A 21679-nucleotide genomic window follows, 5' to 3' on the forward strand; every position below is an offset into this window, starting at 1 on the left:
TGAATCGGATCCGGCGTCAGGTGTACGGCGTACGCGCGGCAGGTGGGAGCGTTGCGCGGGGCAAGTCCGTGGCGTGGGGCAGGATTGGTGGCATGGCCTCCACCGCGATCATCCGCCGGGCTGAACCCGCTGACGTGCCCGCCCTCGTTGCCCTGGCCCACGAACTGGCCGAGTACGAACGTGCCGCCGACGAGTGCCACCTCACCACCGAGCACCTGACAGCCGCGCTTTTCGCCGAATCGCCGGCGGTTTTCGCTCATGTCGCGGAGGTGGATGGCGTTGTGGTCGGTTCGGCCATCTGGTTCCTGACGTTCTCGACCTGGCGCGGTGTGCACGGCATCCACCTCGAGGACCTGTACGTCCAGCCGGCTCAGCGTGGTTCCGGCCTCGGGAAGGCCCTGCTCGCGGAGTTGGCCCGCGAGTGCGTCCGCAACGGGTACGAACGGCTCGAGTGGGCCGTGCTCGACTGGAACCAGCCGGCCATCGACTTCTACAACTCCCTCAAGGCCGAACCTCAGTCCGACTGGTTCACGTTCCGCCTGACCGCCGACCCCCTCCACGCCCTGGCCGCCCTCCGCTAACACCTCGCGCCCTCCTGCTTTGTCGGACCGATGAACGACGGGTCTTTCGCGCGGACGATCGCCGACGGTGGATCGCGCCGAGGTCGATCAGGCGTCGTGGCGGAGTTTGGCGGTGATGGCGGAGAGGACGAGCATGGCGGAGATGACGCCGGCGGCCAGCCATACCGAGGGACCGGGCGCGCCGGCCATGGAGCCGACGTTCGCCACGATCACCGCCACAGCGCCGATGCGGGCGATCACGGCCCAGGTGCGCTCGCCACGGCGGGAGAAGTGGCGGCCGAGGACGAACAACGCCGCGGTCAGCGCGACGAAGGACAGGCAACCGAACAGCAGGTGGAGACCGGCGTGCCAACTGAGGGTGGCGGGCGGGCCCTGCGGCGTACCCGCGGGGAATCCGTCGCCCGCATCCATCGTGAACACCCCGGACAGGATCATTCCGATGCCATAGACGCCGGCCAGGCGGGGAATCCACTTGCTGGCGAGGGTCCGCTTGAGTCCCGCCGCGCCGATGAGGGTGAGGATTCCGGCGAGGATGAAGTTGGTGATCTGGAGCCACCCGAGTGAACCGGTCGCGAGCATGCTCAGCGGATGCCGGGTGAGGTCGAATCCGTCGCGCGTGGCTGCCTGCGCCAACGAGACGGAAGCCCACAACGGACTGGCCACGATCAGCGCGGTCAGGAGTGTGCGGCCCCGGTACGGCGCGGCCTGGGTGCGGGTGGCTGCCGAGGTGGGCGATGCGGTGGTGGTCATGGTGGTCAGGCCTTTCAGCGCAGGGAACGAACGGTCTTCGTGACCGCCTCTCGCACAGGCGTCGAACGACCACACCAAAATCCGACACCGCGCGGCAGAAGAATCTCGGCCACCCCGGCACCCGCCACGCGCCACCCGCCACCCCTGCACCCCGGCACGCCGGCACCCCGGCACGCCGGCACCCGTCACCTTCCGTCGGCCGCTTCCGCGCGCCGCATCTCGCCCGGCGGCCTGGCCCTTTGGTCTTGTCGTTCCTCGGTCCGAATCTGCCCTCCAGCGCTGCCGCCCGGTGCAGGTCGGCGGCGCAGGGGGCAGATTCGGTCCGATGAACGACACGTCTTTCGCGCGGACGATGACCGCTGGTGGTCAGAAGGGTCCGATGAACGGCGACACGCCTGGTTACAAGCGTCCGATGAACGGCGACACGCCTGGTAACAAGCGTCCGATGAACGGGAGGGCGACACACGGTGGGGGCGGCGGGCTAGGTGAGGGCTTGGGTTAGGGCGGGGGCGTGGGTGGTGAGGCGGGTTCGGGTTTGGCGGATTTGGGTTGGGATGCCTAGGGCAACTAAGTGGGCCATGGCTGGGTCTTCGAGGGCTTGGGATTCGATGCCTTCGATGGTTCGGGTTTGCCACCAGAGCACGGTTTCCACCAGGGCCGAGCGGTCGGTTGGACCGTAACCCGCGCAGAGGGATTGCCAGCGGGAGATGATCTCGGGGAGTTCTGCATTCGGGAGGTCGGCGTACTGCCAGCAGATGAAGGCCAGGTCGTGGATCCGTGGGCCGGGAGCGGCGAGATCCCAGTCCAGGAAGGCGAATGCCCGCATGCCTTCGTCCGAATTGCCCGCCTGCATGCCTTCGTCCGAAGCACCCAACCGCATCCTCTCGTCCGAAGCGCCCGACCGCGCGGGCTCGCCCTGCCCCTCAGAACCGCCCTGCCCCTCAGGGCCGCCCTGCCCCTCAGGGCCGCCCTGCTCCTCGGGGTCGCGCTGCTCCTCGGGGTCGCGCGGCTCCTCGGACTTGCTATGGCCCTGGGGGGCGGTGGGGGTGTAGACGGTGTTCTTGGGGGAGAGGTCGTTGTGGCAGACGACTTCGTGGGTGGCGGCTAGCGGGGTGCCGGCGGTCAGGTCGTGGAACTCGCGGGTTAACCGCCCGACCGAGTGCAAGGTGGCGGGGGCCAGGAAGGCCGGCGGCAGGGATGACCAGGGGACCACGCCGTCCACGAACGTCAGGATCTCCCGCCCGGCCGGATCCAGGCCGAGGTAGCGCGGGGCGCCGGGCCAGGAGTGGGCCTCGAAGTGGTTCAGCAGGGCGTGGGTGAAGTCGGCGTTGGCGGCCGGCTTACGACGGACGGTGTCGCCGACGCGCACGACCTCGTTGATGAATCCGCCGGGCAGGTTCTGCTCGCTCATCCCGCCAGCCTCTCAAAGGGCCGGGGAGTGAGAGGATGACGGCATGGACCTCCGCCCGCTGCTCGTATCGCGGATCGTCAATCTTCTGCCCGGGCTCACGGTTGCCGTACTCGGAGCCGTTTACGGTATCTCCGACCGGGGCGTGTTCGCCGTCATCGTCGCCGTACTGGCCGTCGCGGCCGGCGGCTGGCTCGCGGTCCGGGGGTATCACCTCGGCGCGCGGCTGGACGACGACGCGATCGAGGTGCGCGGCTTGTTCCGCACCCAGCGGGTGGACCGGGAGCGGATCGACAGCATCACCGATCTGCCCGGTCTGGTCTGGAAGGACGACGCCGGCCGGAAGCACTGGACGCCGATCATCGCGTTCGCCCGCGAGGATTCCGCGCCGTTGTTCAAGAGCGTCATCAAGCACAACCAGCAGATGGTCGAGCAGATCCAGGCCTGGGGCCCGCCGCCGCAAGGCAGCGCCCAGCCACGCCGCGCCCTGCGCCGTACCCGCGAAAAGCAGTAACCGCAAACCGCCGGTCAGCGGGTGGCTTTGCGCCGTTTGGCCTGGTACATCGCGTCGTCGGCGGTCCGCAGCAGCTCGTCCAGATCCGACACGTACGGGCTGACCACGCCGGTGCCGATGCTCGCGGTGACCGGTACGTCGATGTCGGGCAGGGGTGACGCGATGGCCTGGTCGAGACGTTCCACCAGCAGATCCAGGGCGTCGCCCGAAATGTCCTCGGCCAGAATCGCGAACTCGTCGCCACCCAGCCGCGCGACGGTATCGCCATGCCGGACCTGGGCCAGCAGGCGGTCCGCGATCTCGCGCAGGGCCCGGTCGCCGGCCTCGTGACCGTACCTGTCGTTGACGTCCTTGAAGTGGTCGAGATCGCAGAACAGTACGGCGCCACGCTGACCGGTCTGACGGCATCGCTGCAGCGCCGCGTTGAAGCGGTGCCGGAGCAGCCGGCGGTTCGGCAGGCCGGTCAACGGGTCGTGCGCGGCGTTGTGCTCGAGCTCGCGCTCGGCGTCCTTGCGCGCGGTGACGTCGTCCACCTGGACCAGGATGAACCGCGGCTGATCCTTGCCCTGGTCAACGATCGAGGCCGTACCGGCCAGCCAGATACTCCGGCCGTCGGCCCGCAGGAAGCGGCGCTCGAACCGGTACGGCTCGTTGCCGGTCTGGGTGAGTTCCTCGATCTCGCGCTGGGTCTGGCCGAAGTCGTCATCGTCGAGATAGCTCGGAAAGCTCGTACCGATCAGCTGGTCGGGGGCGTAGCCGGTGATTCGGCAGAAGGCCTCGTTCACCCGCAGCACCCGGCCCGGGTTCGGCGGGTCGAACGCGATCGTGGCCATGCCGTTGCCCGCGCCCTGGAACACCAGGCGGAAGGTGGTCTCGCTGGCCTCGAGCCGGATCTTCTCCGCGAGCAGTTGGTCTGTCAGGCGGGCCTTGTCGATCGCCAGCCCGGCCTGGGTCGCGAAGATCTCCAGCAGTTCGCGATGGATCGGGCCCGGACGACGCTGGTCCTCGGGCAGATCGACCGACAGCATGCCGACGAGCTCGCCGTTGGGCGACTTGAGCGGTGCGAACAACGCGTCCAGCGGATGCCAGGCGTCCGGGTCGGTCGAGACCGGGATCTCGGGCACCCAGCCGACCACCTCGCCCTCCGGCAGTCGCTCGTGCGGCACGAACCGCAGCGCGCCCCACGAGTCGGCGATCGCGAACTCGGCGTCGAAGATATCGGCTGCGCTGATCGTGCCGAGCAGGGCTTCGCGGGCATCCGGCGAACCGGCCACCGCGATCACCTCGAACTTGCCGTCGGGCTGGCGCAGATTGAGTACGGCGATACCGAAGCCGAGTCCGTCCACCACACCGTCGACCACGGCCTGCAGGGTTTCGGACAGGCTGCGGCCCGCGCCCATCCGGGCGCTCACCTCGTACAGACGGCGGACTGCCGTCATGCGTACGGTGGGCTCGTTCTGCACCTTGGTTCTCCGGCGTCACGGCTACTCGGCGGCCTCACGGGGCCCGGCCGTGGTCTAGGCCCCTTATACAGAGTGACAGATCGCGCCAGCAGAACACTGATGTCCAGCGGGTCTCGTCCGGCCTCTGAGACGCAGAGGGTATCCAGTCACCTGCACTCGGTTACATCCGCGTCCGCAATTGACAATATGTGCGTACCTGATCGCTGATCGTAGTGCGCGCAGATCGGCGGGCATCCGCCGCCCTGGCGCAGCAATCCAAACAAGCGATCGATGCACGGTCAGCTGCGGTGAACGGCGCGGCCACCCGAGTCGTACGTCGTCATGGCCGGCGCAACAACCGGCCGCGTCGAGCGTTGCGGCCGAGCCGGGCGCCGCTGGGGTGCGACCAGCGGCGCCCGGGAATCGGTTGCGTCAGGCAACGTGTTCGCGGTACCGGGCCAGGGCGGTGTCGAAAACCTCCTGGCCGGGCTGGGCCCAGAGCTCGGCGTTGAAGATCTCCACCTCGATCGGCCCGGTGTATCCGGCGTCCTCGCAGGCGGTTCGCAACGCGCGCAGATCGATCGAGCCGTCGCCCATCATGCCCCGGCCGAGCAGTACGTCGGACGGCAGCGGCACGATCCAGTCACACACCTGGTACGAGCAGATACGCGAACCCGCGCGGGCGATCTGCCGTAGTACGTCCGCGTCCCACCAGACGTGGTACGCGTCGACGACGACGCCGACCTGCGACGCCGGGAACTGCTCCGCGATGTCCAGCGCGCCACCGAGTGACGAGACCACACACCGGTCCGAGCAGAACATCGGGTGCAACGGCTCAATAGCCAACCGAACGCCCAGCTCCCCGGCGTACGGCGCTAGTTCGGCGAGGCCGTCGCGAACCATCGCCCGGGCCCCTTCGAGATCGCGCGAGCCCTCGGGCAGTCCGCCACTGACCAGCACGAGCGTGTCCGTACCGAGGGCGGCGGCCTCTTCGAGCGCTCGCCGGTTGTCCGCGATGGCGGCGGCCCGTTCGTCGGCGGTCGCCGCGGTGAAGAACCCGCCACGGCACAACGACGACACCCGCAGGCCGGATTCCGCGACCAGCCGGGCCGCCTTCTCCACGCCGTACTCCTGGACCGGTTCGCGCCAAAGGCCGATCCAGTCCAGGTTCGCCTTGGCGCTGGCGGCCACCACATCTTCCAGTGGCCAGTGCTTCGTGGTGGCCTGGTTCAGGCTGTAGCGGTTCACGCGTCGACTCCGCCGACCACGAGCAACTGGCGGAACCGGTGCACAGCCAGCTCCGGTTTGGTGAGCACACCAGCCTGGTCGGCCAGCCGGAAGGTCTCCGCGAGATGCGGGAGGGACCGCCCGGTCTGCAGGCCGCCGACCATGCCGAAACCGGGCTGATGCCCGTTCAGCCAAGCCAGGAAGGCGATTCCGGTCTTGTAGTACGGCGTCGGCGCGGAGAAGATCTGCCGCGACAGGGGCACGGTCGGCGCGAACAACGCGTCGTACGTCGCCAGGTCACCCTCGTCGAGCGCCTGCAACGCGGCGGCCGCGGCCGGGGCGATCGCGGCGAAGATGCCGAGCAGCGCGTCGCTGTGCAACTCGCCATCGCCCTTGATCAGCTCGGGATAGTTGAAGTCGTCCCCCGTATACAGCCGCACCCCATCCGGCAGTCGTTTGCGTAGAGCAACTTCTTTACTTGCGTCCAGCAACGACACCTTGATGCCGTCGACCGCCGCCGCGTTGTCGTTGATCAGGTCGACGACGATATCCGCCGCCGTGTCCAGCGAGTCCGAACCCCAATAGCCTTCCAGCGCGGGGTCGAACATCGAACCGAGCCAGTGCAGAATGACCGGCCGGCTCGACTGCCCGAGCAGCCGGTCGTACACCTTGCGGTAGTCGTCCGGTGAACCCGCCGCCGCGCACAGCGCCCGACTGGCCATCAGAATCGGCTGCGCACCGGCCGCTTCGGCAACCGCGAGCTGCTCCTCGTACGCCGCGATCACCGCGTCCAGCGGATGTACGCCGGGACCGAGCTGATCCGTACCGACGCCGACCGCGATCCGCCCGTCCGGGGCCTCCGCGGCCGACCGGCGGATCAGCTCCTGGGTGGCGACCCAGTCCAGGCCCATGCCGCGCTGGGCGGTGTCCATCGCCTCGGCGACGGACAACCCGAGCGACCAAAGGTGCCGGCGGAACGCGAGTGTGTGGTCCCAGTCGACCACCGCGGGCGCGCCCGGCGCGTTGTCGCCCAGTGGATCCGCGACCACGTGCGCCGCCGCGAAGGCCAACCGCTCCCGGGACGCCTCATACGTCGTACTGACCGCGGCCGAGGAAACGAGCTGGTACTTCTCCAGCCCGCCCGAAGCCGAGGGCAGGTTGAGCTCGAGGCTCACGCCACACCACCGATCTCCAGGTCCGGTACGTCGAGCTTGCGCCCCTCACGCCACGACTGCAGGCCGAGCTCCGCGAGCTGAACACCCTTCGCGCCTTCGACGAAGTCCCAGCCGAACGGCGCGTCGTCGACGATGTGGCGCAGGAACATCTCCCACTGGACCTTGAACCCGTTGTCGAACACCTCGTTGTCCGGCACGTCGAGCCACTGGTCCCGGAAGGGCTCGGTGACCGGCAGGTCCGGGTTCCAGACGGGCTTCGGCGTGGCCGAACGGTGCTGCACGCGGCAGTTCCGCAGGCCCGCGACGGCGCTGCCTTCGGTACCGTCCACCTGGAACTCGACCAGCTCGTCACGGAACACCCGGGTGGTCCAGGACGAGTTGAGCTGGGCGACGATGCCACCTTCCAGCTCGAAGATGCCGTACGCCGCGTCCTCCGCGGTGGCGTCGTACCGGTTGCCCTGCTCGTCGTACCGGGTGGGGATGTGGGTGGCGCCCTGGCAGTAGACGGACTTGACCGGCGCGAAGATCTGGTCGAGCACGTACCGCCAGTGGCAGAACATGTCGACGACGATGCCGCCGCCCTCTTCTTGCTTGTAGTTCCAGGCGGGCCGCTGCGCCTCCTGCCAGTCACCCTCGAACACCCAGTAGCCGAACTCGCCGCGGACCGAGAGGATCTGGCCGAAGAAGCCGCCGTCGACCAGGCGCTTCAGCTTGCGCAGGCCCGGCAGCGAGAGCTTGTCCTGGACCACGCCGTTCTTGAGGCCGGAGTCGCGCACCAGCCGGGCCAGCTCGACGGCCGCGTCCAGGCCCTCCGCGATCGGCTTCTCGCAGTAGACGGCCTTACCGGCCTCGACGGCGGCCCGCACGCCCTTCTCGCGGAGCTGGGTGAGCTGGGAGTCGAAGTAGATCTCGACATCCGGCTCGGCCAGCGCCTCGGACAGGTTCGTCGTCCAGCGGTTCAGGTTGTACTTGGCGGCGATCCGCTTCAGCTTGTCCTCGTTGCGCCCGACCAGGATCGGCTCGGGCATGATCACCGTGCTGCCGTCGGCCGCGAGAATGCCGCCCTGCTCGCGAATGGCCACGATCGACCGTTCCAGGTGCTGCCGCAGACCCATCCGCCCGGTGACACCGTTCATCACGATGCCAATGCGTCGTTCGTTCACTTTGTAGAGCCTTTCTCATTCATGGGCAGCCGGTCCGGCCGAAACGGGTTTAACGATCGGATTCGCTGCGGCTGGTTTGGCCGTGGCGTCGAGGTCGTACACGTCGAGGCGGCCGCACATGCCGTGGCGGCCGGTTTCGGTCGGCGCGGGAATCCCGTACAGCTCGGCCGTCTGCACGTGCGGCGCGGTCCCGGACTCGAGCGCGTCAAGGGCGGCGCCGGTCTGATCCGCGAGGCGCTTCGCCCCGGACTGCCAGCGCTCACGCCACTCGGCCACCAACGGCTGGACGATGCCGACGGCCGCGGCGTAGAAGTCGTCCAGCCCGGACGGCCCTTCCGTGTCGTACCGCTCGCGCAACGCGAGGAATCCGTGCAGTGCCAGATCCCGGCGGCGCATGGCCGAATCGGTCCGGGCCTCGCCTTCGCCGGTGAGCGTGCTGGCGGCGAGATACGTCTCGCGATCGGTCAGATGCTCGGGCGGGAACGTCAGCACGGCATCACCCGCCTCGGGCAGACCACTGTTCGACATCAACGTCAGGATCTGGAGACCGCCACCATTCACCAGGCGGTGGATCGTGCCGGGGTCGAACCAGACGATGGTGCCGGCCTGTAGCGGGGTCTCGGTGAAGCCGTTGGGATTGAGGGTCTGCACGGCGCCGGAGCCGCCGATCACGTAGTACCCCTCAGCGCAGGCGAGGTGTACGTGCGGAGTACCGCCAACGAGGCCGTCCGGCGCCGTGGTGTCGTACACGCGCAGCAAGGACACACCGATGCCGCCGGGCAATACGGGCGTGCCGGTACCGAACTCGCACATCACCGGTCTCCTCGAGCTTGGGAAAGGGCTTTCCGAGCGTCAGAACCGTAACACTAGGTCCCTACTGAACCCGAGTCAACCGATCGGGAAAGCGATTGCCTCCCGCCACGCCGGGATAGCCGGAATCGGCCACCCGCCACCCGCTGATCCGCACCACGTGACGGCACATATCCGGCCCGCCACAAGAGGGCTGGGGCCTAGCGGCCGGCGCTGGGGTGGCGTGCGGATTCCGACGGTCGACGGTCGGAATCGGGGGTGGGTCAGTCAGATTTGACGGGTCGACCCCCGAGTTGGCATGTCGGCGTGGCTAACGGAGCCGGCGCAGTCGGCACCTCGGCCTGGCTGGTGGTGCCGGCGCGGTTGGGTGGGCGTGGCGAAGGGGGTGGGCGCGACTTGGGCGAGGGGCGCGGTACCGAGGGTGGCGGTAGGGGTGTTGGGGGGTGCGGGCGTTAGCGTCGGTGGGGTCCGGGTGTGTGTGGAGTAGAGGCGGTGTGGTGTGGACGAGGCCGAGCAGGGGCGCGAGCAGCAGCGGGAGGTCTACCGCACCCTCGATCTGGCCTTGCGGATCGGGGAGGTGCTGCTGTCGAGCGGCGCCGGTACCGCGGACGCCACGGCCACGATCCTGTCGGTCACGGCGGCGGGTGGGTTGCGCGGCTGCGAGGTGGACATCACCTTCACGTCGATCGCGATCGCGTACCAGGCCGCGCCGGATGTCGCGCCCGAGACGCATATGCGGGTGGTGCGGTATCGCGGTCTCGACTACTCGCGCCTGACCGCCGTCGACAGCCTGGTTCGGCAGTTCGCCCGCGCCGACGTCAGTCGCGAAGAGGCCAGTCGCGAGCTGGCGCGATTGACCTCCGCCGGTCCGCCGTACCCGCGGTGGAGTTCCGTTGTGGCCTGGGGGGTGATGGCCGGTGGCGCGACGCTGCTGCTTGGTGGTGGCTGGCTGATCACGCTGGTCGCGGTGGTGACGGCCATGCTGATCGAGCTGATGAACCGGTGGTTCCACCGGCAGCGGCTGCCCGCGTTCTACCAGCAGGTGGCCGGGGCGTTCCTTGCCACGGTGGTCGCACTCGGGTTGTACGCCGTGGACGCGCCGGTCAAACCGTCGCTGGTTGTTGCCGCCGGCATCATCATGTTGCTGGCGGGGATCGCGTTGACCGGTGCGGTGCAGGACGCCCTCACGGGGTACTACGTGACCGCGTCCGCGCGCACGCTGGAAGCGATGCTGCTGACCGGCGGCATCATCGCGGGCGTCAGCCTCGGTATCACCGTCGGCATCAAACTGGGTCTGCCGATCGCGATCGAGGCTCAGACCATCCAGCTGACGAACCTGCCGATCATGACGTTCTCGGGCGCGCTGATGGCGGTGGCCTTCGCCTTCGCGTCGTACGCGCCGTTGCGGTCGTTGCTGCCGATCGCGGCGGTGGGTGCGCTTGGATCGCTGGTGTTCACGCTGATGACGCGGGTCGAGTTCGGTTCGGCCTGGGCGACCGCGGCGGCGGCGTTTGTCGTCGGCCTCGGTGGTTACTCGCTCGGGCGCCGCAGCGGGGTCCCGCCGCTGGTCGTGGTGGTGTCCGGGACCGTGCCGCTGTTGCCCGGGTTGACGATTTACAAGGGCTTGTTCGAGGTGATGTCGATGGGCAGCCTGACGGGTGTCGTCAGCCTGGCGACGGCCGTCGCGATCGGGGTGGCGATCGCCTCCGGTGTGATTCTCGGTGAGTACGTCGCGCAGCCGATCCGGCGCGAGGCCCGTCGCCTGGAGGACCGGCTGGCCGGACCGCGCCTGGTCGGTCCGCGCCGGCCGATCCGTCAACGCCCGGCCCGTGCGGAGAAGTCGGTCCGCCGCAAACGCCGCAAGCCAACCTCGCTCTAGCCGCGTGACCTCGGCGCGGCCAGAGCGGCGGAAGGCGGAGGCGGAGTCAGCGGCGCTCGAGCTTCCAGATCTGCGGCTGCAGGTTGTTGCAGTGCCAGATCTGCAGGTCCGCCCCCGCCGCGGTCGAACCACCCGCCACGTCGAGGCAATGCCGCGAGTTCTGGCCGACGATCTTGTAGTAGTTGCGGCCGATGTTCACGAAGCGCCAACGCTGCCAGCCGCCGTTCTGGCAGGCGAATTGCTGGATCTTGGCCCCTGGTTCGAACGAGTTCTTGGTCACCTCGACGCACAGTTGGCTGTTCTGGCCCTTGAGGCTGTAGTACCCGTCGCCGTACGCCGTGAAGTGGAAGTTCTGTGGGCCGAGGCCGTTGCAGTACCACTGCTGGATCCGGCCGCCGTACTCGCGGGAGTCGGCGGCGACGTCCATGCACTGGGCGCTTTGCGCACTGATCAGCCGGTACGTCGCCCCGCCGACGACGCCGCTGTCCGTACCAGTACCAACGGCAGATCCGGTCGCGAAAAACGTCTGGCAATCGCCATTGCTGAAGTCGCTGGCCAACTGCAGAACGCGGGTGCCATCGGCTGATCCCACCAGTGGTGAACTGTAGTTCGGGCAGAAGTTGTCGTACGGATTCGGAACGTGCACAGGTGAGTCCAGCTCGTACCAGTACCCGAAAGTGCCTTCGGTGGTTGCCAGCATGGTCCGGCCGTTGTCGGCGGCAACCGAACCGTTGCCGTTGTGCAGGATCTGCCCGATCAGCAGAAGCTTGCCGCCAGCAACGGTGATCGTCGGGGTGTGGGTGAAGTACTTGCCGTCCACGGTTTGTGGCCGCGTACCCATATCGCTGGGCGACCCCCAGTTCCAGCCGTCACTGGAGGTCCGTTTGTGCACGACGCAGTTGTACTGACCGGCGAGCGCGCAGATCTCGTAGACCATCACGTAGAAGTTCGGGTTCAGCTGGCGAACCACCGGCATGCCGGGGCGATGACCGCGCGTCGGGCTTTGCACGGTCGGGACCCGATCGGTCCAGGTGATGCCGTCGCTGCTGCGGACCTGCATCAGCTTCTGGCTGTGGTTCGGATCGGTCTCGTCCGCGTAGTGACAGACCAGCCGGCCGTCGGTGGCGACGGAGAACTCGGGTTCCCAAAGGCCGCTCGTATTCGGCGCGGTGGCGCAGTTCGAGAGGTAGGACCAGGTCCGGCCGAGGTCGTTGCTGCGCCAGATCCGCAAGGCCATCGGGCGATCGTTCGAACCGACCGAGCCGGCCCAGAGCAAGGTGCCCGCGGGCATCGCGCCGATCTGCCGGGGGAGTTCGAACAGCGTCGCGCAGCAAAGTCCCTGGTTGTTCGAGGCTTCGGGATCGGCGACGACGCCCACCGCCGCGAAGCTGGTTCCGTCGTTCGTGCTCTCGTAGATCGCGCCGAGGCCGCTGGCGCCCGCGCCGAAGGTGACCACGCTCGCGATGATCCGGCCGTTCGCCGTGCCACTGTGCTGCAGGCGGATCGCCCGCGGATAGAGGCTCGCTCCCGCCGCCCGCAACAACGTCCCACTCGCCGCCGGCCCAGCCACTCGAGTCGCCGAATCAGCAGCCGTCGAGGCGGACGCTGGTTGAGCGGTGGCTGGCTGGGCTGGTGCTGGAAGGGTTTGCAGGCCTAGCAGGGACAGGCCGGTGAGCAAGGTGAGCGCGAGTCGCCTCATGCGGGATCTCCTCGGGGCGGGCGGAGAAATCGGTTACCGGCCGAAGCTATCGATGCGCCGGAAGCCGATCAACGTCTTGCACCACGATGGAAATCGATCACGGCCGAGGATCGATGCGCAGCCCTGGCAGCACGATGACCAGCCGGCGGCGACGTACCTCCGGCGGCTCGTCGAGCGACGCGTCGAGCGGCGCGGTGGCCGGCGCGGTGGCCGGCGCCGAAGGTGAGCGGCGTCACCATCGTGCGGGCCGTCGCGGCGAACCGTCCGCGCACCCGGTACGCCGCCGGAGCCAGGGCCAAGCCGCTGCTGGCGATGCGTCGGGTGCTCGGCGATCGCCTGTTCGACCGGTGTTCCGGAGCCTGACCGGCCTGGCGGGATCGGCTGGACGGGTGACCTCGGGCGCGACTGGACGTTAGAGTTACCGACGGGTTTACCAGCTAGTCGCCGGGTCAGACGCCCGGCGGGCTCGGAGGATCGACGTGGCACTGGGTAGGACGTCCCCGCGGGATCTGCCGTTGTTCGCCGACCTGTCCGGGCGGGAGATCAAGGAGATCTTCCGCGCGGGTGAAGAGGTCTCGGTGCCGGCCGGCTGGTCCCTGATCCTGGAACAGACGCCGCCCGACGCGGCGTACCTGATCCTCAACGGCACCGCGGCGGTCCGGGTCAAGGGCGAGGAGATCGCCGAGCTCGGCCCGGGCGAGATCGCCGGCGAGGTCGCGCTCCGGCAGAACCGGTTGCGAACGGCAACGGTCACGGCGAAGAGCCGGCTGCAGTTGCTGCACTTCACCCGGGAGAAGTTCGACGACCTGATCTCGCGGCTGCCGGAGTTCAAGCAGGCCATCGACGCCACGATCGCCGAGCGGCGTGGGGATTCCTGACGAACCGCCTGCTGTTCCCGCCCTCGACGAGGTGCAGCGGGAGTTCGAGCAGACGCTGCTGGGCGGGGAGCGGAAGTTCACCCGGCTGGAGGTTTCGGCTCGCGCCGGGATTTCCAGTGAGCGGGCCGAGCAGATGTGGCGCGCGCTCGGGTTCGCGACCGTGCCGGATGACGAGATCGCCTTCACCGACGGTGATGTCGAAGCCCTGAGGCTGGTCGCCGCACTCGAGGACGACGGCTTCATCGATCCCGCGATCGAGTCGTCGCTGGCCCGCAAACTCGGCCAGACCCAGTCCCGGTTGGCCTCCTGGCAGTCGGCGATGTTCCTCGACCTGCTGGCCGAGTCGAAGCTGCCACCGAAGGAAGCGACCGAAGTCGCGTCTTTGTTGCTGCCGGCAATGGAACGCCTGCAGACGTACGTCTGGCGCCGGCATCTCGCCGCGGCAGCCGGGCGTTCCGTCGCCGGGTCGCACGAGCTGGCCAAGGGTGTGCGGGTGATCGGTTTCGCCGACATCGTCAGCTACACCCGACTGACCAGGCGGCTGTCCGAGACCGAACTGGGCGAGCTGATCGAGCGCTTCGAAGGCCTCGCCGCGGATGTTGTCGCGTTGCACGGCGGCCGCGTGATCAAGTCGATCGGCGACGAGGTGCTGTTCGCGGCTGACCACCCGGCCGAAGGCGCCGCGATCGCGCTTGCGTTGCAGGACCGGATCAGCGCACTGGACGGCATGCCCGAGCTCCGCATCGGAATGGCCTACGGCTCGATCCTGATCCGCCTGGGCGACGTGTACGGCGAGGTGGTCAACCTGGCCTCCCGATTGACCTCCGAGGCGAAACCCGGTCGCGTCCTGGTCGATCGCGAACTGGCGGCCGCGCTCGACGGCCATCCGTCGTACCACTTGCGCAGGCTGCGCCGGGTCCACGTGCGCGGGTACTCCCACCTCGCGCCGTACGCGCTGCAGCGTGCCGCGGACTGAAACCCGGTTGGGCCGACCGGCCGGTCCGGGCGATGATTTGGGCATGCGGTTCAGACCAGCGGTGGCAGCGGATCTGCCGCACCTCATCGACATGTTGCTCGAGGCCTACAACTGGGGCGGGGTCGAGCGATTCACCGCGGACCAGCTCGCGTCCGACGATCACGCCTGGCGGTACGTCGACGGCTGGCCGCGCGCGGGCGAATTCGGCGTTGTCGCGGAGGTCGACGGCCGCCGGGCCGGCGCGGTTTGGGCCCGCCTGCTGCCCGAGGACCGGCCGGGCTACGGATACGTGGCGGACGACGTACCAGAGCTGAGCATCGGCGTGCTGCCCGAATTCCGCGGCCAAGGCGTCGGCCGGGCCCTGCTGGACGAGGTGATCGCCGCGGCCCGGAACGCCGGGTACAAGCGGCTGAGCCTCAGCGTCGAACCGGAGAACCGCGCCGCCGGGCTCTACCGCTCGCTCGGGTTCGAGGTGGCCGGGCGCAACGGCGGCTCCGACACGATGGTGCTGGCGCTTTGACCGCGGGAGTGACCACCGGACGGGTGGTGCCGATCACGGACGTCGCCGAGTTGGCCCGGGCCTGCGGCAACGACGCGCTGATCGTCTGGGCCGGACAAGGCCTTCGGGCGGAACGTTCCGAGCGGGCCTGGCGGCTGGGCGATGCCGTCGCGGTGGTGGCCCCGGACCTGTCCCGCCACGACCGGATCGTCGTACACGGGCCGATCGAACAGCTCGTGCCGCTGGTGTACGAGGTCCTCGGCGAGGTTGGTACGGCGTACCGGCCGTTCGGCGACGAGCCGGTGATCCGCGAACTGGCCGACCGGGTGGAACCGCTCGAGGTCCGCGCGGCCTTCGGCTGGATGGACACGACCGAGCCGCCTTCGGAAACCGCCGAGGGCGTTCGGTGGCTGGACGGTGACACCGGAGTGGCGGAGCTACTGGAACAAGCCTCGCCCGAGTCGTACGCCTGGCCGGGTTTATCCGGTATCGACCGCTGGGCCGCCGCAACCGATCAGGCCGGCCGGTTGATCAGTGTCGCGGCGGACGCGTGGAGTGCGCCCGACCTCGGGTTTCTCGCCGGAGTGGCGACGGCGCCGGAGGCTCGCGGGCGAGGTTTGTCTCGTCAGGTGTGCGCGTTCGTCACGGCGGAACTGCTTGCGCGGCACGGGCGGACCGGGCTGATGGTCGATGGGCGGAACGCCGTCGCGATCCGGCTGTACGAGCGGCTCGGGTACACCTATCGCCCGGTGGCGGCGGCCAACGCCGAACCTCCGAAGGGCTGACGGACAGCCCTCCGGACGCGTTGGTTTGGTCAGCGGGTCGGCGTGGCGCTCGGCACGGCCGAAGGCGCGGTGGCCTTGCCGGTGGGCGCGGGCGTTGTCGTCGTGGACCCGGAAGTGGGCTCAGAAGTGGGCCCGGAGGTGGGCCCGGAAGTGGGCCCGGAAGTGGGCCCGGAAGTGGGCTCGGAAGTGGGCTCGGAAGTGGGCTCGGAAGTGGGCTCGGAAGTGGGCTCGGAAGTGGGCTCGGAAGTGGGCTCGGCGGTCGGTGTCGGCGTGACCGGGATTGACGGCGTTTCGGTCGGTACGCCGGGTTGTGGCGAGGTGGTCGAACCGGGCGGAACCGGCAGCACCTGGAACGTCGGCTTGTCGCTGTCCCGGCACGGCTCGGTCTCCGGCGCGGCGTCGACGAAGACCCGGTGCGGGAAGACGTTGCTCGGAACGGACTCGTTGGACGTGTACGACCTGCAGTCCTGGCTGTTCAGCGCGATCGGATCGCCGTCCTGGTCGTACAGCCGGGCGCTGAGCGGTTTGCCCTGCTGGTCGAACAGGAACACGTTGCTGATGGGTTTGCCGTTCAGGGTGAGCCCATCTTGGGAGTACTGCGAGCTACCGCGGTAGTAGTTGCCGTTGTCGTAGTACGACACGCGGTCCGAGACGTTGAAGACGGCGAAGATCGTGAGCAGCACGGCGACCACGTTCAGCGGCAGCACATACCAAAGCCAGCGCCGGTCGGCCTGTGACTGACGGGCCAGCCAGACCGATCCGACCGCTCCGGCGATCGCGGCCACCAGCACGGCCGGGCCGACGCTGTGGGCGACCGCCGCGAGCAGCCCGCCGCCGATCGCTCCACCACGGATGACCCACCAGACCGGCTGGCCGATGGTGACCAGGTCATTGCGGAACGACGCCGGCAATTCCGCCGTACGACGCTCGAACCAGGCGGCCAGTCGCTGCCAGGCCGGGTACTCCGTCACGATCCGCGGGTCCTGGCCTCGCAGCGCGCGAATACCGAGCAGGGCCGGGACAACCGGAAGCACCATCGCGGCCAGGAACCAGCCGGCGCTGAGCATGTCGGCCAGCCCGATCAGCCCGAAGAAGAACGCGACCCCCAGCGCGACCACGCCCCAGCGAAACGCCTTCCGGCCCTCGTCCGAGTACGCCGGCGGGACCGCGCCTCGCGGCGGATAGCCCGCGGCCGTGCGCAACTCAGCGGCGTACTGCGCGGGGCTGCCGAGTCGTTCGTCCAGCGCCTCGCGGGTGGGACCGCCTTCGAACTCGCCGGCCACCTCGTTCAGATGGCTGGTGACGTCGTCGAGCACGTCTTCCAGTTCACCGACGGGCAGATCGTTCAGCTCGGCCCGAACTTGCGCGAGATACGTCGCGACGGGCCCGGTGATGGTGCTGTTCACGCCGCATCCTCCGCGAGCAGGACCGACATCGTGTCGGCGAAGTTGTTCCAGGTTTTGGTGGACTGGGCCAACAGCTCGTGGCCCGTCTTGTTGAGCCCGTAGTACTTGCGGTGCGGGCCTTCTTCACTCGGCATCACGTAGGTGGTCAGCGCGCCCGCCGCGAACAACCGCCGCAATGTGCCGTACACCGAAGCGTCCGCGACGTCCTCCAACCCGGCCTGCCGAAGCCGCCGCAGCACGTCGTACCCATAACCGTCGGCCTCCCGCAGTACCGCCAGCACGGCCAGATCCAGCACGCCCTTCAGCAGCTGACTCGGATCCACAGCCCCTCCTCCACCAAAAAGTTCGGCGCACCGCCGGAACCAGGGGCGAACCCCTCAGTCGTTCCCTAGCCCGACGGTGCTCTGCGACCCACGCTACTACACACCGCACACTACTCCACCATCCGCCACCCCACCCTCCCACCTCCCACCGCCCGCCCCCGAGAAGCGAGGCGGCCGCCATCCACCTACCGACGGTCGGACGCGGAATGCGAGGCGGGCGCTGTCTACTTGCGGACGGTCGGACGCGGAATGCGAGGCGGGCGCTGTCTACTTGCGGACGGTCGGACGCGGAATGCGAGGCGGGCGCTGTCTACCTACCGACGGTCGGACCCGAAATGCGCGTGAGTCGACTCAGCCCGAACCGCACACTGTCGGGCCAATTTGTGGATATCTCTCCCGTGAGGTGCCCCGTTGTGTTGCGGCCTTCAGCGCCATCGCCGATTCGTCCGCGTATGGCGACACAACCAGGCACCTCGCGGGAGAGATGTCCACAGAAGCGTCACCTCGCGTGCGGTCGGCGTCGGGGAGTTGCGGGACTTCGCATTCCACGTCCGACCGTCGGTAGGTGGACGGTGGCGGCTCCGGTATTCCGGGTCCGACCGTCGATAGGTGGACGGCGGCCGCGTCGCATTTCGGGTCCGACCGTCGGAAGGTAAGCGGCGACGGTTCGGTATTGCGGGTCCGACCGTCGCGAAGTGATGGGCGTGGCTGGCCGAACGGCAGAACGGGACAGCGGCCGAGCCGCCCGAGCCGCCGAGCGGGTGAGCCGCCGAGCGGGCGAGCCGCCGAGCGCGAGCCGCCCGAGTTGGCGGAACGGCGGAACGGGCGGCCGGGGTGGTGTTAGCGGGTGGGGGTGTGGAGGTTGGGGCGTTCGGTGGGGGTGGTGATGTCGACCTTGATCGGGGCGATCTTGGTCGGGGCGGCGGGGATTGAGCCGATGATGACGGGAAGGTCGAGGCGGCTCTTGGCGACGTCGATCTCGATGGAGGCGCCGCCGTTGTTGGGGGTGGTCCACTCGTGGTCGCTCAAGGTCACGGCCAGACCGAGTACGCGGCCCTTGGGAATCACCAGGTCCTGCGCGCGCAGCGGCACCGTCACGGTGGTCCACTTGCCGGGAGTGAGCGGCTTCGGCTTGGACAGCGATTCGCTGTGGGCGGCGTCGATCCAGCCGCGTCCGACGATGCCGTGGTCCGTGGTCTTGGTGAGCTTCTCGACCTCGTAGTAGCAGGGATCGTCGTACGACGTGCTGCCGCCCCAGCAGCTGCTGTGGTCGGTGCGGCGGATGCCCGAGTAGCGCTCGGCCTCGCCGTACTCGATCAGGCGGGCGGTGATCGGGGTGGTGGTCTGGTCGGACTTGATGCGCAGCGAGACCGTTGGCGTTCCGCTCACCCGGATGGTGGCGGGCAACGGCGCGGAGAGGAACATCTGCCGTCCGGCGATCACTTCGGTCGGATCGGCCACGATGTCGTCCTCGCCCAGCGTCGGCTCGTCGGTGATCTCCACCGTGCCCTTACCAGGCGTGCCGAGTTTGCCGACGGCCATCGGGACCGGCACGGCCTTCTTCACCGCCGGCCAGGTGGAGTACTCGCGCCACACGTCCGGCGCGGTCTCGATCGTGGCCATCGGCTCGCGCATAACGCCGTTCGGCAGACCTTGCAGCCAGTAGTCGAACCACTGGTGCAACTCGTCCACCCAGGCCTCGCGGCGGAACTCGAACGGGTCGACGTGCTCCTCGAGGCCGAGCCACAGCTTGCGCGGGACGCGGTTCTTGGCGAGGGCGTTCCACCACTGGCCGAAGTGGTTCGGCTGGACGTTGTAGTCGCTCAGGCCGTGTACGACGAAGACGCTGGCCTTGACCTTGTCCGCGTCCTTGAGGTGGTCGCGCTCGGCCCAGAAGTCGGTGTAGTCGCCGGACTCGTCGGCGTCGTTGTCGCCGAGATCCGCGCGGACCGCCTCGCAGGCGGGGTTGTCGCGGCCGACGTACTTGCCGAGCCAGGGCATGTAGTCCTCGTTGTACGGCACGCCGCCGGAGCGGGTGTAGTCGTACCAGGAGGAGATGGCCGAGATCGGCACGATCGTCTTCAGGCCGTCGATACCGGTCGCGGCCACACCGTTGGCCAGCGTGCCGTCGTAGGACTTGCCGATCATGCCGACCGCGCCGGTGGTCCAGTCGGCCTTGACCGGGGCGCCGGTTCCGGTCTGGGCGGTGTTCCGGCCGTTCAGCCAGTCGATCACCGCGACGACCGAGGCGATCTCGTTCTTGCCGCCGACGTCACCGCAGCCGGTGGAACGGGCGGTGCCGACGATGTCCACTCCGACCACGGCGTAACCACGCGGGACGAAGTAGTTGTCGTAGTACAGCGGCATCTTCGCGATGACGCCGTTCTCGTCGTACGTCTTCTTCTCGCCCTCGTTACCGCGCCCGCAGCAGGCGTAGTACGGCGAGGCGTCCATGATCACGGGGATCTTCCGGCCGGCCTCATCGGTTTCCCGGGGCCGGACGATGTCCACCGCGATCACGTCGTTGGTGCCGTCGCTGTCGGTGTCCATCGCGGTGTTGACGTAGACGGACTCACGGATCGCGTTGGCGTAGTCGTACACCGGAGTGGTCTTGCTGCCGGTCACGTGCGGCGGTGCGATCGGGGCGACCGGCGCTCCGGTCTCGCGCGGCGGCGCGTCGGTTTCCCGAGTGGGTGCGCCGGACTCCCGAGCGGGCAGGCCGGTTTCGCGAGCGGGCAGGCCGAGGTCGGCGGGGGGCGCGGGCGCGAACTCGGGAGTCTCCGGTACCGGGGCTCCGTTCGCGGTTCCCGACATCGCGACCAGCGACAGCGCGGCGGACGAGGCCAGGGTGAGGGCCCTGGCGCGGACGGTCGTCATGGCTCGGAAGGCTAGCCACCCGCGGGCCGCAAAGCCAGGTCTGACTCCGAATAGCCGCCCGCGCACCGCCACACGGTGTGATCACCGCCCGGCTCCGATAGGGTGACGGCCAGCTTGACCAATGAATGACCACCACGAGCCAGCGACCCCCGGAGGTGGACAGGCCGTGAACTTGAAAGCACCGGTGACCCTGCTGGACGTCGCCCAGCGTGCCGGCGTGTCGGTTGCGACCGCGTCGCGGGTGCTGAACGGCGGTGACCGGGTGCCGCGCCAGGAGTTGCAGGAGCGCGTCCGGGCCGCGGCCGAGGAACTCGGTTACACGCCCAACGCGCAGGCGCAGGCGCTGGCCAAGTCCTCCACCAACGTGGTCGGCATCCTCGTGCACGACATCGAGGACCCCTACTTCGCCGCGATCGCGAACGGCGTGATGCGCGCCGCCGACGAGAAGAACCTGCTGGTGATGATGGCCAGCACCTTCCGCGACGCCGATCGCGAGATCACGTACCTGTCCTCGCTGCGGGCCCAGCGCGCCCGCGCCGCGGTGATGATCGGTAGCCGCCGCCTCGACGAGGACGTGCTGGCCCGTACGACGCGTGAGGTCGAGGCCTTCCTGAATTCGGGCGCCGGGTTGGCCCTGGTCAGTCAGCCGGGTATGCCCGCGCACACGATCGTGCCGGACAACCGCGCCGGAGCCGCCCAGCTGGCCCGTGAACTGGTCGGCCTGGGGCAGCGCGAGTTCGCGATTCTCGCCGGGCCGGACGAACTCGCCACCGCGCGGGACCGCCGGGACGGGTTCATCGCCGGTTTGGCCGAGGCCGGGATCGAGCCCCGCGCCGTACTGCAGGGTGACTTCACCCGTGACGGTGGTTACGCCGCCGCGGGCGAACTGGTCGATCGGGAGACCGGTGTGACCTGCGTCTTCGCGGTGAACGACGTCATGGCGGTCGGCGCGATGTCGGCGTTCCGCGCGCGGGGCATCGACGTACCGGGTGAGCTGTCGGTGGCCGGGTTCGACGATATCGCCACCCTGCGGGATGTCTGGCCCGCGCTCAGTACGGTCCGGCTGCCGTTGGAGCAGATGGGCCGTCGCGCGCTGGAGCTGGCCGTGTCCGGGGAGAGCCCGGCGACCGAGACGTTCCCGGGCGAGGTCGTCATCCGCGCGAGCACCCGCCGGCTCTGAACCAATCCGCGCAAGCACCCGCCGGCTCTGAACCACTCGCCGCCGCGAGCCCGCCGCCGCGAGCCCGCCGCCGTGAGCCCGCGGCCGTGGTCCCGAGCCCGGCCACT

General features: G+C 68.9%; 20 protein-coding genes. 9 read left to right on the forward strand and 11 right to left on the reverse strand.

What is annotated here, in order from left to right:
* The first annotated feature begins 92 nt into the window (after window positions 1–92).
* A complete protein-coding gene (locus ACFFGN_RS35815) occupies window positions 93–581 on the forward strand; it encodes a GNAT family N-acetyltransferase (RefSeq protein ID WP_380057648.1) in 489 nt (162 codons plus the stop codon).
* Between the two features lie 87 nt (window positions 582–668).
* On the opposite strand, the gene ACFFGN_RS35820 is transcribed toward ACFFGN_RS35815, so the two are convergent.
* Window positions 669–1331, reverse strand: a complete 663-nt coding sequence (locus ACFFGN_RS35820) for a DUF998 domain-containing protein (protein WP_380057651.1) — start codon at window positions 1329–1331, stop codon at window positions 669–671.
* Between the two features lie 481 nt (window positions 1332–1812).
* Window positions 1813–2742: an aminoglycoside phosphotransferase family protein gene (locus ACFFGN_RS35825; RefSeq protein ID WP_380057654.1), complete on the reverse strand. Its 930-nt coding sequence runs from the start codon at window positions 2740–2742 to the stop codon at window positions 1813–1815.
* A 43-nt stretch (window positions 2743–2785) separates the two neighbouring features.
* On the opposite strand from ACFFGN_RS35825, the gene ACFFGN_RS35830 reads away from it, so the two are divergent.
* Window positions 2786–3253, forward strand: a complete 468-nt coding sequence (locus ACFFGN_RS35830; protein ID WP_380057656.1) for a hypothetical protein — start codon at window positions 2786–2788, stop codon at window positions 3251–3253.
* A 14-nt stretch (window positions 3254–3267) separates the two neighbouring features.
* On the opposite strand, the gene ACFFGN_RS35835 is transcribed toward ACFFGN_RS35830, so the two are convergent.
* The 5 genes from ACFFGN_RS35835 to ACFFGN_RS35855 all read right to left on the reverse strand — a co-directional run bounded on the left by ACFFGN_RS35835 (window position 3268) and on the right by ACFFGN_RS35855 (window position 9073).
* Window positions 3268–4692 carry a diguanylate cyclase domain-containing protein gene (locus tag ACFFGN_RS35835; RefSeq protein WP_380057660.1) on the reverse strand — a complete coding sequence of 475 codons (1425 nt, stop codon included), beginning with the start codon at window positions 4690–4692 and terminating at the stop codon, window positions 3268–3270.
* 435 nt (window positions 4693–5127) lie between these two features.
* Window positions 5128–5943 carry a sugar phosphate isomerase/epimerase family protein gene (locus ACFFGN_RS35840; protein ID WP_380057662.1) on the reverse strand — a complete coding sequence of 272 codons (816 nt, stop codon included), beginning with the start codon at window positions 5941–5943 and terminating at the stop codon, window positions 5128–5130.
* Window positions 5940–7097, reverse strand: a complete 1158-nt coding sequence (locus ACFFGN_RS35845) for a dihydrodipicolinate synthase family protein (protein ID WP_380057665.1) — start codon at window positions 7095–7097, stop codon at window positions 5940–5942. Before ACFFGN_RS35845 ends, ACFFGN_RS35840 begins: the two co-directional genes overlap by 4 nt.
* Window positions 7094–8260, reverse strand: coding sequence for a Gfo/Idh/MocA family protein (locus tag ACFFGN_RS35850; protein ID WP_380057668.1), 1167 nt, complete (start codon window positions 8258–8260; stop codon window positions 7094–7096). Before ACFFGN_RS35850 ends, ACFFGN_RS35845 begins: the two co-directional genes overlap by 4 nt.
* Window positions 8261–8275: 15 nt before the next feature.
* Window positions 8276–9073, reverse strand: coding sequence for a cupin domain-containing protein (locus tag ACFFGN_RS35855; protein ID WP_380057670.1), 798 nt, complete (start codon window positions 9071–9073; stop codon window positions 8276–8278).
* Between the two features lie 496 nt (window positions 9074–9569).
* On the opposite strand from ACFFGN_RS35855, the gene ACFFGN_RS35860 reads away from it, so the two are divergent.
* Window positions 9570–10949: a threonine/serine exporter family protein gene (locus ACFFGN_RS35860; protein ID WP_380057672.1), complete on the forward strand. Its 1380-nt coding sequence runs from the start codon at window positions 9570–9572 to the stop codon at window positions 10947–10949.
* Between the two features lie 46 nt (window positions 10950–10995).
* On the opposite strand, the gene ACFFGN_RS35865 is transcribed toward ACFFGN_RS35860, so the two are convergent.
* Window positions 10996–12648, reverse strand: a complete 1653-nt coding sequence (locus ACFFGN_RS35865) for an RICIN domain-containing protein (protein ID WP_380057675.1) — start codon at window positions 12646–12648, stop codon at window positions 10996–10998.
* A 222-nt stretch (window positions 12649–12870) separates the two neighbouring features.
* Between ACFFGN_RS35865 and ACFFGN_RS35870 the strand changes: the two genes are divergently transcribed.
* The 5 genes from ACFFGN_RS35870 (at window position 12871) to ACFFGN_RS35890 (ending at window position 15786) form a co-directional block, all read left to right on the forward strand.
* Window positions 12871–13011 carry a hypothetical protein gene (locus tag ACFFGN_RS35870; RefSeq protein ID WP_380057678.1) on the forward strand — a complete coding sequence of 47 codons (141 nt, stop codon included), beginning with the start codon at window positions 12871–12873 and terminating at the stop codon, window positions 13009–13011.
* Between the two features lie 116 nt (window positions 13012–13127).
* Window positions 13128–13526 (forward strand): cyclic nucleotide-binding domain-containing protein, encoded by a 399-nt coding sequence (locus tag ACFFGN_RS35875; RefSeq protein ID WP_380057681.1) that lies wholly within the window; start codon window positions 13128–13130, stop codon window positions 13524–13526.
* Window positions 13513–14502, forward strand: coding sequence for an adenylate/guanylate cyclase domain-containing protein (locus tag ACFFGN_RS35880; protein ID WP_380057683.1), 990 nt, complete (start codon window positions 13513–13515; stop codon window positions 14500–14502). Before ACFFGN_RS35875 ends, ACFFGN_RS35880 begins: the two co-directional genes overlap by 14 nt.
* Window positions 14503–14545: 43 nt before the next feature.
* The gene (locus ACFFGN_RS35885; RefSeq protein WP_380057686.1) at window positions 14546–15022 is read left to right on the forward strand and encodes a GNAT family N-acetyltransferase; all 477 of its coding nucleotides are present in this window, start codon (window positions 14546–14548) and stop codon (window positions 15020–15022) included.
* Window positions 15019–15786 carry a GNAT family N-acetyltransferase gene (locus tag ACFFGN_RS35890; protein WP_380057689.1) on the forward strand — a complete coding sequence of 256 codons (768 nt, stop codon included), beginning with the start codon at window positions 15019–15021 and terminating at the stop codon, window positions 15784–15786. Before ACFFGN_RS35885 ends, ACFFGN_RS35890 begins: the two co-directional genes overlap by 4 nt.
* A 29-nt stretch (window positions 15787–15815) precedes the next feature.
* Here ACFFGN_RS35890 and ACFFGN_RS35895 read toward each other — a convergent pair whose 3' ends face one another.
* The 3 genes from ACFFGN_RS35895 to ACFFGN_RS35905 all read right to left on the reverse strand — a co-directional run bounded on the left by ACFFGN_RS35895 (window position 15816) and on the right by ACFFGN_RS35905 (window position 20392).
* On the reverse strand, window positions 15816–17192 hold the full coding sequence (locus ACFFGN_RS35895) for an HAAS signaling domain-containing protein (RefSeq protein WP_380057692.1): 1377 nt from the start codon (window positions 17190–17192) through the stop codon (window positions 15816–15818).
* Entirely contained in the window at window positions 17189–17515 is a 327-nt protein-coding gene (locus ACFFGN_RS35900) for a PadR family transcriptional regulator (protein WP_380057694.1), read from the reverse strand. Before ACFFGN_RS35900 ends, ACFFGN_RS35895 begins: the two co-directional genes overlap by 4 nt.
* Before the next feature lie 840 nt (window positions 17516–18355).
* Window positions 18356–20392 carry a Xaa-Pro dipeptidyl-peptidase gene (locus tag ACFFGN_RS35905; RefSeq protein ID WP_380057697.1) on the reverse strand — a complete coding sequence of 679 codons (2037 nt, stop codon included), beginning with the start codon at window positions 20390–20392 and terminating at the stop codon, window positions 18356–18358.
* Window positions 20393–20558: 166 nt separating this feature from the next.
* Between ACFFGN_RS35905 and ACFFGN_RS35910 the strand changes: the two genes are divergently transcribed.
* Window positions 20559–21572: a LacI family DNA-binding transcriptional regulator gene (locus ACFFGN_RS35910; RefSeq protein WP_380057700.1), complete on the forward strand. Its 1014-nt coding sequence runs from the start codon at window positions 20559–20561 to the stop codon at window positions 21570–21572.
* Window positions 21573–21679 lie beyond the last annotated feature (107 nt).

Origin of the sequence: Kribbella deserti, from assembly GCF_042434725.1 — a bacterium.
Classification (GTDB): domain Bacteria; phylum Actinomycetota; class Actinomycetes; order Propionibacteriales; family Kribbellaceae; genus Kribbella; species Kribbella deserti.